13 protein-coding genes are annotated in these 18,241 nt (G+C 37.0%); 12 read left to right on the top strand and 1 reads right to left on the bottom strand.

The window, feature by feature from the left end:
• Window positions 1-5: 5 nt before the first annotated feature.
• From allB to AC2YHV_RS13420, 8 genes are all read left to right on the top strand, one after another.
• Window positions 6-1,388, top strand: a complete 1,383-nt coding sequence (gene allB / locus AC2YHV_RS13455; RefSeq protein ID WP_487373388.1) for an allantoinase AllB — start codon at window positions 6-8, stop codon at window positions 1,386-1,388.
• Window positions 1,389-1,555: 167 nt separating this feature from the next.
• The gene (locus AC2YHV_RS13450) at window positions 1,556-2,311 is read left to right on the top strand and encodes an IclR family transcriptional regulator (protein ID WP_034314964.1); all 756 of its coding nucleotides are present in this window, start codon (window positions 1,556-1,558) and stop codon (window positions 2,309-2,311) included.
• 782 nt (window positions 2,312-3,093) lie between these two features.
• Entirely contained in the window at window positions 3,094-3,918 is an 825-nt protein-coding gene (locus AC2YHV_RS13445; protein ID WP_034314956.1) for a transketolase, read from the top strand.
• Between the two features lies 1 nt (window position 3,919).
• A complete protein-coding gene (locus AC2YHV_RS13440; RefSeq protein ID WP_034314953.1) occupies window positions 3,920-4,867 on the top strand; it encodes a transketolase family protein in 948 nt (315 codons plus the stop codon).
• Between the two features lie 33 nt (window positions 4,868-4,900).
• A complete protein-coding gene (locus AC2YHV_RS13435) occupies window positions 4,901-6,355 on the top strand; it encodes a four-carbon acid sugar kinase family protein (protein ID WP_487373387.1) in 1,455 nt (484 codons plus the stop codon).
• Window positions 6,356-8,113 carry a thiamine pyrophosphate-binding protein gene (locus AC2YHV_RS13430; RefSeq protein WP_057275699.1) on the top strand — a complete coding sequence of 586 codons (1,758 nt, stop codon included), beginning with the start codon at window positions 6,356-6,358 and terminating at the stop codon, window positions 8,111-8,113. It begins immediately after the preceding gene.
• Between the two features lie 143 nt (window positions 8,114-8,256).
• A complete protein-coding gene (locus AC2YHV_RS13425; protein WP_057275700.1) occupies window positions 8,257-9,195 on the top strand; it encodes a sugar phosphate isomerase/epimerase family protein in 939 nt (312 codons plus the stop codon).
• Window positions 9,196-9,398: 203 nt separating this feature from the next.
• On the top strand, window positions 9,399-10,649 hold the full coding sequence (locus AC2YHV_RS13420) for an allantoate amidohydrolase (protein ID WP_440439841.1): 1,251 nt from the start codon (window positions 9,399-9,401) through the stop codon (window positions 10,647-10,649).
• Window positions 10,650-10,986: 337 nt separating this feature from the next.
• On the opposite strand, the gene AC2YHV_RS13415 is transcribed toward AC2YHV_RS13420, so the two are convergent.
• A complete protein-coding gene (locus AC2YHV_RS13415; RefSeq protein ID WP_413002225.1) occupies window positions 10,987-12,639 on the bottom strand; it encodes a PucR family transcriptional regulator in 1,653 nt (550 codons plus the stop codon).
• Window positions 12,640-13,617: 978 nt separating this feature from the next.
• Here AC2YHV_RS13415 and AC2YHV_RS13410 point away from each other — a divergent pair.
• The 4 genes from AC2YHV_RS13410 (at window position 13,618) to AC2YHV_RS13395 (ending at window position 18,010) form a co-directional block, all read left to right on the top strand.
• Entirely contained in the window at window positions 13,618-14,970 is a 1,353-nt protein-coding gene (locus AC2YHV_RS13410; protein ID WP_034314938.1) for an allantoinase, read from the top strand.
• Window positions 14,971-15,224: 254 nt separating this feature from the next.
• A complete protein-coding gene (gene allE, locus AC2YHV_RS13405; RefSeq protein ID WP_487373386.1) occupies window positions 15,225-15,989 on the top strand; it encodes a (S)-ureidoglycine aminohydrolase in 765 nt (254 codons plus the stop codon).
• Between the two features lie 128 nt (window positions 15,990-16,117).
• Window positions 16,118-16,501 (top strand): cupin domain-containing protein, encoded by a 384-nt coding sequence (locus AC2YHV_RS13400; protein WP_194719361.1) that lies wholly within the window; start codon window positions 16,118-16,120, stop codon window positions 16,499-16,501.
• Between the two features lie 204 nt (window positions 16,502-16,705).
• A complete protein-coding gene (locus AC2YHV_RS13395) occupies window positions 16,706-18,010 on the top strand; it encodes a uracil/xanthine transporter (protein WP_098865941.1) in 1,305 nt (434 codons plus the stop codon).
• Window positions 18,011-18,241: the final 231 nt, after the last annotated feature.

Raw genomic sequence — 18,241 nt, 5'->3', positions numbered from 1 at the left:
GGAGAATGAAGTTTGATTTAGTTATAAAGAACGGAAATGTAGTAATTGAAAATACAGTGGAACAACTAGATATCGGTATACTTCATGGTAAGATTGCAGAAATTTCAAAAGAAATAACCGGAGAATCTGCTGAAATCATAGATGCTGCTCATCAATATGTCATGCCTGGGATGATAGATGCCCATGTCCATATTTGCGAGCCAGGCAGAACGGAGTGGGAAGGGTTTGTAACAGGAACTCAAGCACTGGCTGCAGGAGGAACAACATCATTTGTAGATATGCCATTAAACGCTTTGCCGGCAACGACTACAAAGAGTTCACTGCATTTAAAATTAAGATCTGCTGAAAATAAGGCGTATGTTGATTATGCTTTGTATGGTGGATTAGTTCCTGATAATCTCCAAGATTTAGAGGACCTTTCTAACGAAGGCGTTGTGGCTTTCAAATGTTTTATGGCAACATGTGGCAGTGAGGAAATTGGAGATTTTAAAAATGTTGATGATTTTACTTTATATCAAGGTATGAAAAAACTATCGGAATTGGGGCATATTTTATCTATACATGCTGAGAATGCAGAGCTTACTGATAAACTGGCAATTGAAAAGAAAAAACAAGGGAAGACAACAGCAAGGGATTATGTAGAGTCCCGCCCCATTTTTACTGAGGTTGATGCTGTAAAACGTGCTTTGTTATTGGGGAAAGAGACTGGATGCAAATTGCATTTTGTTCATATTAGCAGTGAAGAGGCTGTTGAAGAAATCCTTAAAGCACGTAAACTAGGCCAAGAGGTTACGATAGAATCGTGTCCTCACTATTTCACGTTGGATATGGAAACCTTTGAAAGGATAGGACCTGTTGCGAAATGCGCCCCGCCGCTTCGTACTAAAGCAGAACAAGATAAATTATGGGAAGCTCTTAAGGAAGGGAAAATTGATATCCTGGCCTCAGACCATTCCCCATGTCCTCCAGAAATGAAGCAGAGCAACACCAATAATATGTTTGATGTGTGGGGAGGGATTAGTGGCTGCCAAAATAATGTTGATTTAATGTTTGACGAGGCTGTTAAGAAACGTGGGGTTTCTGTAAGTGATTTTTCAAAGATGATTGCGACTAAACCTGCAGAAATATTTAACTTAAGAAATAAAGGAAGCATTAAAGTTTCCTATGACGCTGATATCATTCTTCTTGATCCAAATAAATCATACACCATTCAGCCAGAAGATTTGTATTACCGTCATCAACAAAGCCCTTATGTTGGAAGAAAGATTAACTGTCGAGTGACGAAAACGTTTGTAAGAGGACAACTAGTATTTGATTTTGAGAAAGGGATTGTAAGTCATCCAATTGGGAAGTTCATTTCGGCAAAAAGTAGTTTCGTACAAACATAAAGTTATGTAAAGAAGGTTGACCCAAAAGGGCACTTTAGTTGCCCTTAATGGCGTCATACCTTCTTTTTTGGTTTATTTTTTGACTGGTATTATGTCTGTGGATTGCTCTTGTGGTAAGATAAAGAAACAGGATCAGTAATATAGGATTTAATCGGAGGTTAATATAAATGGTTAAGTCAGTAGATAGGGCATTAACAATTATTTCATTAGTGAGCAAGCGTAAAGAAGGGATTGGGGTTACTGAGCTGGCCTCCAACCTAGATTTAAATAAAAGCTCTATATTCAGACTATTAAGTACTCTTGTAGATCATGGATTCATCGAACAAAATCCTGAAACTAAAAAATATAGATTAGGCTATAAATATTTAGAATTAAGTTCGATGCTGCTTGAATCTATTGACTTGAGAACTCAAGCTAAACCATTTCTGGAAGAGTTAGAATCACATATTAATGAAGTGATCCACTTGACCGTATATGATCAAGGAGAGGTAGTCTATATTGAAAAACTTGAGGGAAGTGAAACCCTTAGAACACATTCACAAGTAGGGAGACGTGCCCCAATGCATTGTACGGCAGTTGGGAAGGTAATCTTGGCCCATCTGCCATTAAATGAGATCGTAGATATAATTGACAAGCATGGTTTACCAAAACATACTGAACAAACGATTACCGATAAAGAATCCTTTTTTAAAGAATTGGGAAAAATAAGGAATGAAGGTATTGGTAGGGAAATTGAAGAAAATGAACAAGGAATCACCTGTATTGCAGCGCCAATTTTTGATAATCGTAAGAAAATAACAGCTGCTGTTAGTATATCAGGACCAAGCATCCGAATGACTGAAGAAAGATTAACTGAAATTAAACCAATTATAATGGATATTGGTAAAAAGATTTCCAAGAGGCTTGGTTACACGGATAATTAAATAATGTGAAAAAGAATTGGTATAATGCCAATTCTTTTTTTGTGAACAAAAGGGGTTCGGGATTTTTCCTTCCTTATCAAATTTATCAGGTGGAAAAGGCTTCTTTCCATGGTTTGTCCAATCCTTGATTTAATTCATTTGAAGGCATCCTACCTCTTAATACAAACCTTTCACCAAGTCATAAATGAAAGTGAAATCAATGGCAGCCTCCATTTTAAGACTAATGGTTCGGTGGCACCAGTTGATCTAAATAATCATTTCAAGTTGATCTCGCTGAATGGAATCATGTTTCGAAAGCATCCTCATCACCTCAAGTATTAATACTTCTATTTTAAAACAAATATGACTCTAGGCAAAAGTGTTCTATCTAAAAGGTAAGACAAAGTTGATTGGAGCGGGTGTTCGAGACTCCTGCTTAGAAAAGCGCGTCTAGGGGGAGACCCCGCAGGCGAAAGCCGAGGGCCGACCGCCCGCGGAAAGCGAGTGCCCGGAGAGGAGAACGTTCAAATTGTCTACAGTCTGAAAGAATGTATAAGACCACTTCTTTTTTTGTGGAAATTTATTGAATCAAGTTTATCTTTGAATAGGAACTTTGGTGTTTTGGCCTACGAAAATTTTTATAAAAAATTTAATGGTAAAATACTTGAAATATTCAAAAAACGATGATAATATCAAAATAAGAAACAAGGTTAGTTAATAAGCAACAAGTTACTTATTTTTATTTTTTTAACCATTTAATGAAACGACGTTGCTTATTGTGCGACTAAAAGGAGGAGTAAATAGTGGATTTTTCTAAAGAGAAAGGCGAATTTTATAATAATCTAACGAAAACGATTCGCCGGCACATAGTTAAAATGACGAACCATGCTGGAAGTGGTCATCCTGGTGGTTCTTTATCGGCAACTGAATTAATGTCCGTCCTATTTTTTGAACACATGAATGTTGATCCTGACAACCCAGATTGGCAAGACCGAGATTGTTTCTTCTTATCTAAGGGGCATTGTACACCTGTATTTTATTCAGTATTAGCTGAAAAAGGTTTCTTCCCGGTTGAAGAATTAATGACATTCAGGGATGTTGACGGTAGGTTACATGGACATCCATGTGGAGAGCATATTCCAGGTGTAGACATATCTTCAGGATCACTTGGTCAAGGATTGTCAGTAGCTAATGGTGTTGGATTAATTGCAAAACTGGATGGCAGCAATAGAAGATCCTATTGCATGATAGGTGATGGAGAATTACAAGAAGGTCAAGTTTGGGAAGCGGCAATGACAACTGCACATTACAATCTTGATAACGTTTGTGCGATTATCGACTGGAACAAAATTCAACTTGATGATTTTGTTGAAAATGTAAAAGGTGTAAAAAATCTTGGTGATAAATTTAGAGCTTTCGGTTGGCACGTTGTTGAAATTGATGGTCATGATATTCATGCAGTTAATGAAGCGTATAAAGAAGCTAAACGCACTAAAGGCAGACCTACTGCAATTCTAGCTCATACGGTTAAAGGCAAGGGAGTTTCATTTATGGAAGATACCCATGATTGGCATGGAATGGCTCCGAATGATGAGCAATTAGAAATCGCTTTAAAGGAGTTGGCTTAAGATGGCAAATCAAGAAGCACCACGTAAAGGTTTTGCTGATGCACTAATTAGACTTGGAGAAAAACATGACAATTTAGTGGTACTTGACGCGGACTGCGCAAAATCGAATATGACAAATCTATATAAAAATAGATTTCCAGAACGCTTTTTTAACATCGGTATTTCTGAATGTGATTTAGTAGGTACCGCAGCCGGTATGGCAGTGGCGGGTAAAGTACCATTTGCCAATGCTTATGCAAACTTCCTTACTGGGCGCGCATTTGATCAAATGAGAATTTCAGTCTGTTATTCAAATAACAATGTGAAAATTGTCGGTCATAACGCTGGTACATCAGCTGCACAAGAAGGTGCAACACATTTACCGCTTGAAGATATTTCTTTAATGCGCTCACTTCCACGTATGACGGTAATTGTTCCAGCTGATGCGGTTGAAATGGAAAAAGCAGTAGAAGCTGCTTATTACCATGAAGGACCAATTTACCTCCGTGTTGGCAAATTACCAGTACCGATCGTTACCAAAAAAGAAGAACCATTCAAAATAGGTAAAGCAATTAAATATCGTGAAGGATCAGATATAACTATCATCAGTACTGGGATAATGCTTGATGAATCACTAAAAGCAGCAGGTGAATTGGAAAAGCAAGGTGTAAGCGCCGAACTTTTACACATCCATACAATTAAACCTATTGATAAAGAAGCCATTATTGCATCTGCTGCGAAAACAAAACATGTCATCACAGTTGAAGAGCATTCAATTATAGGTGGATTAGGTAGTGCTGTTGCTGAAGTATTATCGGAAAACCAACCAGCTAAATTAAGAAGAATCGGTACAAATGACCGTTTTGGGGTTTCTGGAAAAATGGATGAATTACTTGATTTATTTGAATTAAGAGCACACCGAATTATTTCTACTGCAAATGAATTATTAGGGCATAGAGTAACTAGCTAATCACATTTTTAGATAATGAAAGGGGGAGGGTTTTTGTCAAACGCAACCCAATATCTAAGTTTAAAGGATACTTTAGACCTCTTCTCTAAATCGGATGACAGCCTTCGTGCTGAAATCAAAGCTCATTTAAATCAAACAAAACATAAGTTTATCGTTTTAGATGATGATCCAACCGGTGTCCAAACGGTACATGATATTTTTGTCATCACGGACTGGGGAAAAGACTGGATTAAAAAAGGATTATCTGATGAGAGAAGTGTACTTTATATTTTAACAAACACAAGAAGTTATAATGCAGAAAAGACGGAAAACATCAATAGGGAGATTGTCCAAAACATTGTTGACGTTACTAAGGAAATGGGAATCAATTATTCAATTATCAGTAGAAGTGACTCAACATTAAGAGGGCATTATCCACTTGAAATTAATGTGCTCCAAGATGAATTATTAAAAACTGCTGATGTACAAATTTCAGGTCATTTAATCATTCCGGCTTTTTTTGAAGCACATCGTTACACCATAGATAATATTCATTATTTAGGTGTGGACGGCCAGCTTGTCCCAGTAAATGAAACAGAATTTGCGAATGATTCCGTATTCGGTTTCAAAACCGCTAATTTGCCAAAATGGATTGAAGAAAAGACAGATGGAAGCGTAGCTTCAGAATCAGCATTGATCATTTCACTGAAAGATATTCACAATGGCGGCATTGATAGAGTTTATGAGATATTACTATCTGCTAACAATAATGCTCCTATTATAGTAAATGCTAAATCTTATTATGATTTGGACATCGTATCATTAGCTGTCCTTAAAGCAATTGATTCTGGCAAGCAATTCTTGTTTAGAACTGCAGCATCTATTGTAAAATCGATTGCGGGAATTCAGGATCGTCCATATTTATCAGCTAATGAGATTGTTTCAAATGATGAAAGCCAAAACAATGGTGGCTTTATTATAGTAGGTTCTCACACGAATAAAACTACGGAACAAATTAAGGAACTAATGAGTAAATACCCGATTGAACAAATCGAAATGAGTGTTGTGAAAGTTCTAAATGAAGAAACAAGAATTGAAGAGCTAACACGAGTATGTCAATTAGTAGATCAAAATATTTCTTCTAATCGCGATACGCTTGTATATACGAGTAGAGATTTGATTAGTGCGGAAGATAAGGAAGAAAACTTAAAGATTAGTCAAACTGTTTCAAGTTCTTTAGTTAAAGTTATTCGCTCACTAAAAGTAAAGCCGAAATTCATCATCGCAAAAGGTGGTATAACTTCGAGTGATGTGGCAACTGACGGCTTAGATATTAAATATGCAAAAATTTTAGGGCAAGCGATCGCCGGTGTTCCAGTATGGTTAACCGGAAGTGAAGCTAAGTTCAAAGATACACCTTATATCGTATTTCCGGGCAACGTTGGGGATAAAGATTCAATTGCTCAAATCTTTGAAAATATAAAAAAGGATCAAAAGGGAGAGATATAAATGGCTAAACAAAAAATGACAGCTGCTGAGTTAATTGCCTTGTATTTAGAAAAAAGAGGGGTGAAACATGTTTATGGTGTACCGGGAGCTGCGATTTTACCATTCTATGATGCAGTAAAAGAATTAACTAAAATTGAATCATATATTGTTCGTCACGAACAAACGGGTGCTTTCATGGCTGATGGTTATTCAAGAGCAACTGGTGAAGTAGGCGTATGTGCTGCCACATCAGGTCCTGGCGGAACTAACTTCTTAACTGGCCTGTACGGTGCATGGATGGATTCCATTCCAATGATAGCCATTACCGGTCAACAAAAAAATAGTTTAATTGGAACCATGCAATTCCAAGAAGCGCCTATCGTTGAAATGGCAAAGCCTGTAACGAAAGCTGCATACCGTTTAACTGACGGTTCGAAAGCTGCTGAATTTATCCATGAAGCATGGGTAACAGCTACTACTGGCAGAAAGGGTCCAGTTCTTCTTGATTTACCAGTTGATCAACAAAAAGTTGAAATAGAAGTCGACTTAGATGTACTTATCGGTTCTACTCCAGTCGATAACTTACCACAAGCTTCTGACGCTGATATAGAGAAAACATTGGAATTATTAAAAGATGCTAAAAGACCGGTCTTACTATCTGGTGGAGGGGTCAACATTGCAAACGCTACCATTGAATTGAAAGCGTTAGCTGAAGAACTGCAAATCCCTGTAGTAACTTCTGGCATGGGGATGGATACCTTCCCTAACGATCACCCTTTATTCGCTGGACGTATGGGAACGATGCTTGATACTCCATTCGGTAACAAAACAATTGTTGAAGCTGACTTAGTAATCAACCTTGCCGGACGTTTCGCTGATCGTTCAACTGGTAATGTTTCTGTATTCACACAAAACGGTAAGAAAATTATCCACGTAAATCTTGATAATAAGGAAATTGGTAAAGTTGTACCAACGATTTTAGGTATCGTTTCTGATGTTAAAACATTTATGGTTAAACTTGCAGAAGCCCATAAAGCACTTGGTGCTCAAGTAGCTGCAACTGCCGAAGTAGGTACTAGAGTCAACTTAACTGAAGAGCGTAAGAAATGGGCACGAAAAACGGATTACACAACACTTCCAATCAGACAAGAGCGTGCATTGCGAGAACTTCGTGAATTCTTAGATCGAGATGCCTTCGTATCACATGACTGCGGTATCAGCCAAATCTGGTCTTCTCAATTATTTGAAACGTATGTACCAAGAACTTACTTATTAACTGGCGGTGCGGGGACAATGGGTTGGGGCCTTGGTGCAGCAATGGCAGCGAAACTTGCATTTCCTGAAAGACAAAGTGTAAACATCCTTGGTGATGGAAGCTTGGGGATGTCATTACAAGATATTGCTACAGCTGCAAAGCATGATATTCCGGTCATTATTTTCTGTATGAATAACTCATTAATGGGTTTAATTCGTCAACAACAAAACTGGTTCTACAATGGACGTCAAATTTCTACGGACTTAATTTACAAAAATGAATTATGTGATAATGAAGAGCGCGGAATCGACTTTGTTAAAACGGCTGAAGGTATGGGTGTTCGTGGTGAGCTTGTTACACATTATGATGATATCAAACCAGCTCTGCAACGTGCAGTTGACTCAGGTAAACCATATTTAATCGAAGTTATAGTTGATCCAGATCCTAAGAACGCATGCGAATTCTCTAATAACGGTGCACTTAACGGCTTCAAATACTCAGAAAAAATTGATTATTCTAAATAATCATCACTCTTGATGGAAGTGTTTTTTGAAGCAATGGGATATAACCTATTGCTTCAAAAAACATATTAGTAATGAAAAGCAGTCTTGACTGTACTTAAATAATGGGTTCATTAAAGGAGGGAAGCCGAAAAATCGGCGAAACAATGTCAGCAAATCTTCATAATTCTATGAAAGTCGGAATTGTTCACTTCATGGCTTATCCGGAAACAATGGGTGGAGATGGCCCAGCTGTTGAAACAATTAAGAAAATTGTACAAGATGATTTTTTCTCTGGAATTGAAATTACATCTATTAACAATCCTGAAGAACGTAAAGAGGCTGCTCAAATTTTACAATCCGGTGGAATGAATGTAGGATTTGGTGCACAACCGATTCTATTAAGAAACAAAGGTAACCTTAATTCTTTTGATGAAGCTGAGCGTAGAAGGGCTATCGATTTAGTAAAAGGCGGAATTGACCAGGCTTACGAAGTAAATGCTGCTAAACTTGGTTTCTTAAGTGGGGCTAAACCAGATACTCAACAAGATGTTGCCTTACAATTACTAACGAATTCTATCAAAGAATTATGCGATTATGCAAAATCTAAAGGTGATTTAGTACTCTCACTTGAAACATTTGATGATGAGACTGATAAGAAATGTTTAATCGGTTCGAATAAACTTGCTGTTGAAGTTGCAAAAGAAGTTCGTAAAGTAGATCCCACTTTCGGTTTAATGCTTGATTTAAGTCATTTACCAATGCAGCGTGAAACGTCTCATGATGCATTAACGTTAGCTCGTGATTATATTAACCATGCCCATATCGGAAATTGCTATATTAAAGATACTTCTGATCCTGCTTACGGCGATCAGCATCCGCGTTTCGGATATCCAGGAAGTGAAGTTGATGTTCCTGAATTAGCGGAGTATTTACGATCTCTATTAGAAATTGGTTACATCGGTGAAGGTATAAAGAATATAGTCGCTTTTGAAGTAAAACCTGTCGGTACAGAATCATCTGATATTGTAATTGCACAGTCAAAACGTACTCTCGTTGATGCATGGTCATTATTACATTCAAAAAAAGGGCGTTTAGTTAGTTAGCCTATATATATGTATGATATGTATTAAACGGTGACAAGTGCTTTTGCTTGTCACCGTTTAATCTAACTTTTAATTAGCTTATCATGCAGAATTCCTATTGAGCAAAGACTAAATAAAGTGTTAATATGACTTTGCATATTAAGTAACTGGATTTAAATAACAAAAATTTTACTTAGAGATTAAATTGGCAGGGAAGTGATCGTTTGGTTAAACTCCAGAAGGATGTTGATGCTATAAGAATCAACACTAGAACCGAAGAACTTGCTGCTTGTTCATCCACAACTGTTGGTGTCACTAGACTACCTTTCACAGTGGAAAGTTTAAAAGCAGAAAGTCTAGTTGAAGAGTGGATGAAAGCAGCTGGGATGACGGTAAGAAAAGATGCTCTTAATAATATAATCGGACGTTATGAAGGGAAAGATCCAACAGCTCCAGTCTTAATGATTGGTTCACATTTAGATAGCGTGATTGAAGCAGGTAAATATGATGGGATTCTAGGAGTTATAACTGGAATAGAAGTTGTTCAAACTCTTAAGGATAATGGCATTATATTATACAATCCAATCGAAGTGGTAGGTTTTTGTGATGAGGAAGGAGTAAGGTTTCACTCAACTTTCCTTGGTAGTAAAGCGATTGCAGGAACTTTTACTGCTGAAGATTTAGAAAGAGCAGATGAACAAGGAATAACAATTGCTGAAGCGTTAAAAGGAATTGGTATTGCTGACCCATATGCTTATAAAGACGCTAGTCGTACTCCAGAAGAACTTCTCGCTTATTTGGAACTTCATATCGAACAGGGGCCTGTGCTTGAGAAGGAGAATGAACCTGTCGGCATAGTTCGTGGGATTGCTGGTGCTACAAGATTTTATTTTGAAATTATCGGGAAACCTGGACATGCAGGGACAGTTCCTGTTGCCCTTAGACAAGATGCGCTTTTAGGAGCTAGTGATCTCATTTCCTACATTGAGAACATCGCTATCCAAAATGAACCATTAGTGGCGACCATCGGAAAACTTACTGTAAGTCCGGGTGCTAGTAATGTAATACCTGGCCTTGTAACAGGAACGCTGGATATCCGTGATTTAAATGTGGATCGTAAGAAAAAAGCCATTGATGCCATATTAACTGAAAGTGAAAGAGTAGCAAAAGCTAGAGGACTCCAAATTCATTTTGAACAGGTCATGGAAGCTGATCCTGTATACTGTGATGAACAATTGATTAAAGTAATCGAGGAGTCCATTAGCGAATTGGATGGCAGTCCTATCAGTCTTGTAAGCGGTGCTGGTCACGATGCAATGGCTATGGCGGAGGTAACGAATATTGCAATGATTTTCGTTCGTTGTAAAGATGGTCTCAGTCATCACCCAGATGAATTCGTGACTGTAGAAGATATGGGTGCAGGAGCTAGAGTCCTTTACTCTACAGTGATTAAGATAGCCACAAAACAATATTGAGGAACTTATAAGTTTTAGCTATCAACTAAAAGAGAACTTACAAAAAAACTCGTGATCCGACTGTATCGGAACACGAGTTTTTTCAAAATGAATACATTTCAATTATAGGACAAAGATCCTTCATTCGATGAAACAGTCATGCGTATCGACAATGATCCAATGTAATAAAAGGAGTTCTGTATGTTCATAAAAAAGCCACTGAAATTCCTGGATTCCTCCATAATCCAAGACACTTCCAGAAAAAAAGGTCGAGATTTACTCTTTATATTGATCTCTGTCTGCGTGGAGCAGTTTACCTTCAGTCAATATCTGCTTTAGTAGTGATTACAATAACTTATTAATCACTATTACCCCTGAAAATTGAACTCATGAGTAAAGCTATCCGTAAATGAAGTGAGTTTTTTGCATCATGAACGGAATAATTCAACATGTCCTCACATTTGGCAATTCGGTATTTAACGGTATTACGGTGAACAAACAGTTTCCTGGATGTAATAGCAAGTTCACAATTATTATCCAAATATACCAATAAGGTATTAACTAAGTCTTTTTCATCTTTATTTTTCGGGTATGATAAAGAACGTAAAGTATTTTCATAAAATTTTTTTAAATCTTTTTCGGGAATTAACCGAATCAGTTCGATTAATTGCTTGGTCTCGTAAAAGTTGATAAATTTATTTTGAAACAGTTCGGCCCCATTTGTCCATGCTTCCACTGCCTCTTCGTATGTAAGGTGGATATAGGTAAGGTCATTAGAAAAGTTACCAACTCCAAACGACAACGAAATTTTTAGATTTGAATAAGCCTCATTCTGGAACTCCTTCAGCCTTTCTTCTATTATACTTTTAATCGAATCATTAATATTCAGAGGAGCTTGCATCAAAATAACAAAATATCCATCTTTCATAAAAACGATGTTGTTAGTATCTATTTTTAAAAATGATTTATGTAAAAATTTATATAAATAGTCGTATAATCTATTCATTATGTCTGCACTTTTTTGTAAAGCGTTTTGTTTATCATCATCAATCTTACATACAATGCATACATATTTCATATTGTCGATTAAGCCATGCTGTTTTCCCCTATGAATAATTTCTTGTTTGTTAGAAATCTTTCCATCAACAAGGGAAGCAAAAAAGTTATTTTCTAACAAACGACTGTTTTCTCTAATAGCCTCGTTTTTAAGCAGCGTGAATGAAATGACTGTTGATGCTTGTTCTATAGCTAATTGTGAAGATGGGTATGAAAGCTTCTCAGGGTAAAGAATTAATAGAAAATAAGGATAGGGACGCATTGTTTTCACCCGAAACATTTTTATAGAAATGTCCGTATTTTGGATGTCGATAGTAAGCTGGTTTTTCTCTAGGTATGTTTCTATATCACGTTTAATTTGTTCTTGAACATTTTTCATAACGATTTTCATACTTCCTGTACGAAAATGATGAGAAAAGGATGTCACATCACCAATAGGATCAAGTAGGAGAACAGGACATTTTAATAGGGAGCCAAGATTTTCAATTAAAGAATTCAGACTGTAGCCTTTTATCATCATATTGGTAAATTCCTTGTGAATATGCATCGCATAGAATAACTCTTCAATTTGGTTATCCCATATAAAGCTTAATAATTGATGAGCAACCGCACCTAATGTTAATGTCTCTGGAATTTGAATAATTGGAAATTCTAATGAATCGGCCAATTCGATTACATCCTGCGGGATCTCATCAATGAATCTTTTAAGTTTAATGGCAATCCCTGCACATGGAAGTTCATTAATTTGGGAAATGAGATTGCATAATGCATGGGGGTCGTTTTTAAAAGCGTATCCTGTTGTCAATAATAGGGAGTTCTTAGCTAAAAAATTGATGGCATCTGGTGTTTCTGAAATCTCAATTGATTCTACTTTCCTTTTAAGTCCGGCATGTCCAGCAATAATTTTGGCTTCTTGAAACACATCAACGATAAATAAATCTTCTACCTTTTTCATCATACACCTTCTAATTCTACATTTTGTCAGTTTTTATTACTAGAAAGGGAAGCAAACGAATCTTGTTAAATTTGGACAAAAATTTAAATGGAAATTGTTTACATCGCATAATGATTTTGTGAATGAATCCGCTTATAATCAATTGTATAGAGGATTGAAGGTTAATGAAACTGTTTTCAAAATTTTTTTTACATTCCATAAATCCCAAGTTTTTATTATATTTAGAAACTATATTTATATTTTGAAGCGTATACAATCCGCCAGTTCTCTATCATTTTTCTCAGGTACGATGCTCGCATTCGTTCATCTATATTGTTTTTGTTTAAGGCTGTTCGCCGCATACTTTGTTGCTATTTACGAAGTAGTGCAGTGTGGTTGATTTCCCCTCCAGGTGCTCGCTTTCCTTGGTGCGGGCGGTGAGCCTCCTCGGCGTAAACGCCTGTGGGGTCTCACCTGTCCCGCTGCTCCCGCAGGAGTCTCGCACTTCCGCTCCAATCAACCTAAAATAGTTTCGTTTTAAAAACAACAATCTTTACGAAAGAACCTTGTTTAAAAAGCGCAACAGAAACGAGAGGATGTGGTTAAAGGGGCTTAATTGATGGAAACGTGAAATAGTCAGGAAAAGAGTCCGAATATTAAAAAAATGGATCGGTGTTGACGGCCTTGGTGAGGGTGCCGTACAAAACAAGATAACAGCCAAGGCTGCGCATCTCGCTTCCTGTCTTCATAAAGGTGGATGTGATTAAGTTGGGGAAATGGATTGTAAGTTTCATTCCAAAATTGCTTGATAGAAGTTTTAGCGGAATCTACTAAATCTCAAAACGATGTTCAGAAAGTAATAGTTGTATTTAATTCGGAATATATACGATTTCAGTTGTAGAAAGCAAGATGTTCGTCTCTTCATTATGCAACTTGTAAAAGAGGATTCTCCTTAAAAGTTTTTATAAAATTTGATTTCCCACAGAAAGGAATGAACCTATGGCTACATATGATTTACTCATTAGAAATGGAAATCTTGTAATGTTTGATTCGATTGTTCAAGGAGATATTGCAATTAAGGAAGGGAAAATTAAAGAAGTGACTATCGGAAAAAATATTGATGCTTTAGCAACAAGAGAAATTAATGCTGAGGGGCAGCACATCCTCCCAGGATTAATTGATACTCATGTTCATTTCAACGAGCCAGGCAGAACTGAGTGGGAAGGTGTTCAAACTGGTAGCAGAAGTTTAGCGGCAGGTGGGGTGACAACCTATTTTGATATGCCATTGAACAGTACACCACCAACAATCAATAAAGAATATTTGGCATTAAAGAGAGCTTGCTCCGAAGAAAAGTCGGTAGTCAATTGCCGCTTTTGGGGTGGACTTATACCGGAAAATATTGAGAATATTAAGGAACTTGATGAAAATGGAGTAATTGGATTTAAAGCTTTTATGTCACCGAGCGGAATTGTCGATTTCAATCATGTCGATGATAGTACGATTTTTAAAGGGATGAGAGAAATTGCCTCTGTTGGTTCACTTTTAGCCGTTCATGCTGAAAGTACAGTGATTTGTGATCAGCTTGCACAAGAAAAACAAAGACAAAAAAAGACGACTGCAAAGGACTTCGTCGAATCAAGACCGATAATTTCCGAAATTGAAGCGGTAAGAAGAATAATTTCATATGCAGAAGCTACAGGGTGTAAACTGCATATTGTTCATGCGAGCAGCCGCAAAGTAGTGGAAGTCATCAATCAGGCAAAACAAAGAGGCCTGGATATTACGGTAGAAACATGTCCTCATTATTTATCTTTGACATTAAAAGACTTAGAGGAAAAAGGCGGATTGGCAAAATGCTGCCCTCCACTGCGTGATGATGAAGAAGTAGAACAATTATGGGAAGCTGTAGCAAACGGTGAAATTGACGTAATAGCATCCGACCATTCACCAGCACCTGCCTCTATGAAAGAAGTAATAAATGATGACTTTTTCAGTGCCTGGGGCGGGATTTCCGGTGCCCAATCTACGCTCAATATTATGTTGACAGAGGGGCATTTCAACCGTAATCTTCCTCTGGGGAAAATTGTTGAATTAACATCAACGAATCCAGCTAAGTTATTTGGCCTTTATCCCCATAAAGGGATAATAGCCGTTGATAGCGACGCTGATCTGGCGATAGTTAATCTGAACAAAAGCTTCGAGCTGAAAAAGGAAGATTTGTTCTACCGCCATCAGCAGTCGCCTTATGTTGGCAGGACATTCAAAGGGCAAGTAACAACAACGATCGTCAATGGGGATATTGTTTTTGAAAATGGAAGCATTACCACTGTGGAAAAAATTAAAATCTAGATTGTTAAGCATAAAGGACTGGAGAAAATCTTTTTATCTATAATGCACAAAAATAAAAAACGTTTTTATCAATTAGGCATAAAGACTAATTAAATGAAAGCGGTTAATATTTATATAAGGGAATTAATTGTTTCTAACACAAGCTAATAATATATGAAAAGAAGCTACAATTATAAGTTGATTTATAGCGGGAAATGGGCACACCATGAGTCACATATTTCAAATAAAATACGATTAAAAGGAGAGTTTAAAAGATGGGTTATCCTAAAGATTTATTAGCAAGCAGATCAATAATTGAGCACGGTAAATATGCGTTAATTGCACCTGAAGGATTGGTTAATAATGTTATTCCGGGATTTGAGAATTGTATCATTTCCATTTTGGGTTCTCCAAAGCTTGGAGCAAGCTTTGTCGATTACATTGTGACAATGCAAAAGGATGGAAAGAACAGCGAGGGGTTTGGTGGACAAGAAGATGTTGAGACATTTGTCTATGTTATTGAAGGGAAAATAAAAGCTGCTGCAGGTGAACAAGAGTTTGTCCTCGATGAAAGCGGTTATTTATATTGTCCGCCCGGAACAAAGATGTATTTAGAAAACCAATCGGATGGAGATTCTAAACTTTTCCTATATAAGCAAAAGTATCGTCCGCTAGAAGGACGGAGGCCATGGGTTCATTCAAACCATGCGAACAACATCGAATTCAGGATTTATGATGATATGCATAATGTCCATCTTAAGGATCTTTTGCCTGCTGATATAGATTTTGATATGAATTTTCATATTCTTTCCTTTGATCCTGCTGCATCTCATCCATTCATCGAAACACATGTGCAAGAACATGGAGCCTACTTACTCTCGGGAGAAGGGATGTATAATCTGGATAATCAGTGGGTTCCTGTAAAGAAAGGAGATTACATTTTTATGGGTCCATATGTACATCAAGCAGCCTATGCGGTAGGCAGAGAAAATTTAACATATGTTTACTCTAAAGATTGTAATCGTGATGCAACCTTGTAAAAGGTCACATCATATAGAAGAAATGAGTAGATGATAACTTCAAGAGATTTAATGCGGGCAGAATTGTATTTTAGGGAGATCCGGTAAGTGTAATTCAAAACCATTAAATATAAAAGAGGTGCTGAGGTATGGACCAGAATGTAATTTTGAACAAAAAGTCGATAATAGAGGAAAGAGTTTTTGAAATCGATAAAATAGCAAAATTCGATTCTAATGCACCACAAAAAAATTATTTCTATGAAACGGATAAAACTGTTGGGGCAGTTTGGTGTCTTGAACCTGAGCAGGAAGTATATTTACATTCCCATTCGAATGTTGATGATATTTGGGTCTGCATTGAGGGGGAAGGAACATACTTCCCTGACCTAGAGAATGAGATCACGATCAGGAAAGGAATGGTAGTATTGGCCAAGCCTAATCAAATTCATGGAATGCGAAATACAGGAAACAGCCGATTCATGTTTGTAGGCTTTGCTGCAGGGGCATTGCCTATGGATATAACAAGATATTAAAAAAATGCTAAGTTTATTAAACATTACAAAATAATTTAAGTTTCTTCTTTTAAAAAACAAAAAAGTGATTAAGGCGAAGCGATTGTAGTGAAGACAGCGCTTCGCTTATATTTTTATTGTTTTGTAATTTCTACGATTGGCTTCCTTAAAAACTAGCAAACAGATTTTATAAAAATCCAGAAATCGGAAATGGTGATGATTAAGATGAAACAGCAAGGAGTTACTGTAACATTATTCTCCTCTTTACAGTGGCTTTTTTTTATTTTTGCCAATACGGTTGTCGTACCAATTTCTGTAGGAGCAGCATTCCAGCTTCCTACAGAAACAATTGAAATGACGATAAGGTGCTCCTTTATCTTTACCGGAATATCCTGTATTCTGCAGGCATGGGTTGGGCATCGTTATCCATTATTGGACAGCCATTCAGGGCTAATGTGGGGTCTGATGATAAATATGGGCATCTCTGCATCTGCACTCGGATTGGATTTTGAAACCGTAGGGGGAGGTATTGCAACAGGTATTTTGCTGGCTGGAGCTGTAACCGTACTGCTTGCGGCATTTAACCTGATTTATATCATACAAAAAGTAATTAAGCCGATGGTGATAAGTGTTTATATATTTTTACTGACCTTTCAGCTCATCTTTATTTTCTTCAAAGGTATGTTTAAAATAACCGAAAGTGGAACAATTGATCTTCCTGTCAGTTTGTTTTCAATCTTGATTGTCATCTTCGTCGGCTTTTTAAGGATTAAAGGAGGGAAAATACTAGGCAATTTCTCAATCCTGATCGGAATTATCGTAGGGTGGTCATTATATCGAATTATTTTCCCTTCAGATCTTCCGACGGCTAGCTCTTCAGGTATGGCATTCACTTTCTTTCCCCTTGGAACTCCAAACTTGAATATTGGTATTATTTTTGTTTCCTTTTTTGCTGTCCTTCTGAATTTAACGAATTCTTTCGCTTCTATTCAAGCTGTTGCAGATGTTTACAAGGAAAAGGTGGAACATAGTCAATACAGGAGATCTATTTTTGTAACAGGTATTTTTGCGTTTATCACTTCGATTTTTGGCTTGGTCCCTTTTACACCATTTACATCTACGATTGGTTTTTTACAAAGTACCAAGTTATTCAAACGAAAGCCATTCATTATAAGCGGATTTTTGTTTACTCTCCTTGGAGTTATTCCTCCATTAGGGAGATTCTTAGGAACAATACCATTAACAATAGGTAACGCTGTTTTATTTGTCGCATACCTTCAATTGTTCGGGACCGCATTAAACAGTCTGAAAGGAACGTTATTCAACTCTGAAACGATACTCCGTTTAGCAGGGCCGGTCCTAGTTGGAGTTAGCATTATGAACATCCCGCCATCATTATTCGGCAGTATACCTGTCCTCTTGCAGCCTTTCATTACAAATGGTCTCATTATGGGTGTCATTATATCGATCTTTTTGGAGAAATTCATTAATTGGAATAAATTAATGAATAAGTTGGAGGTCGGGCAGTAACCGATCTATCTACCTGAAAATGGAAACACAAAGTGATTATTTTTTAAAAAATGGGCTTTCATTTTGCGAGTGAAGAAAAAAAGGTGTTCATACCATACTGACTGTATTTGACATCTCTAACGATAAACTTGAAATTGATTATAAGAAAACAAAACAATAAATTTGAGAACTTGAAATCGAAAACAAACTAAGTATTGAACCCGTTCAAAGGGAGGAGAGATCACCTGGTTT

Source organism: Peribacillus sp. SRI_006, assembly GCF_057586375.1.
The sequence above is the reverse complement of the archived record's forward strand: the minus strand, read 5'-3'. Positions and strand labels throughout refer to the sequence as shown.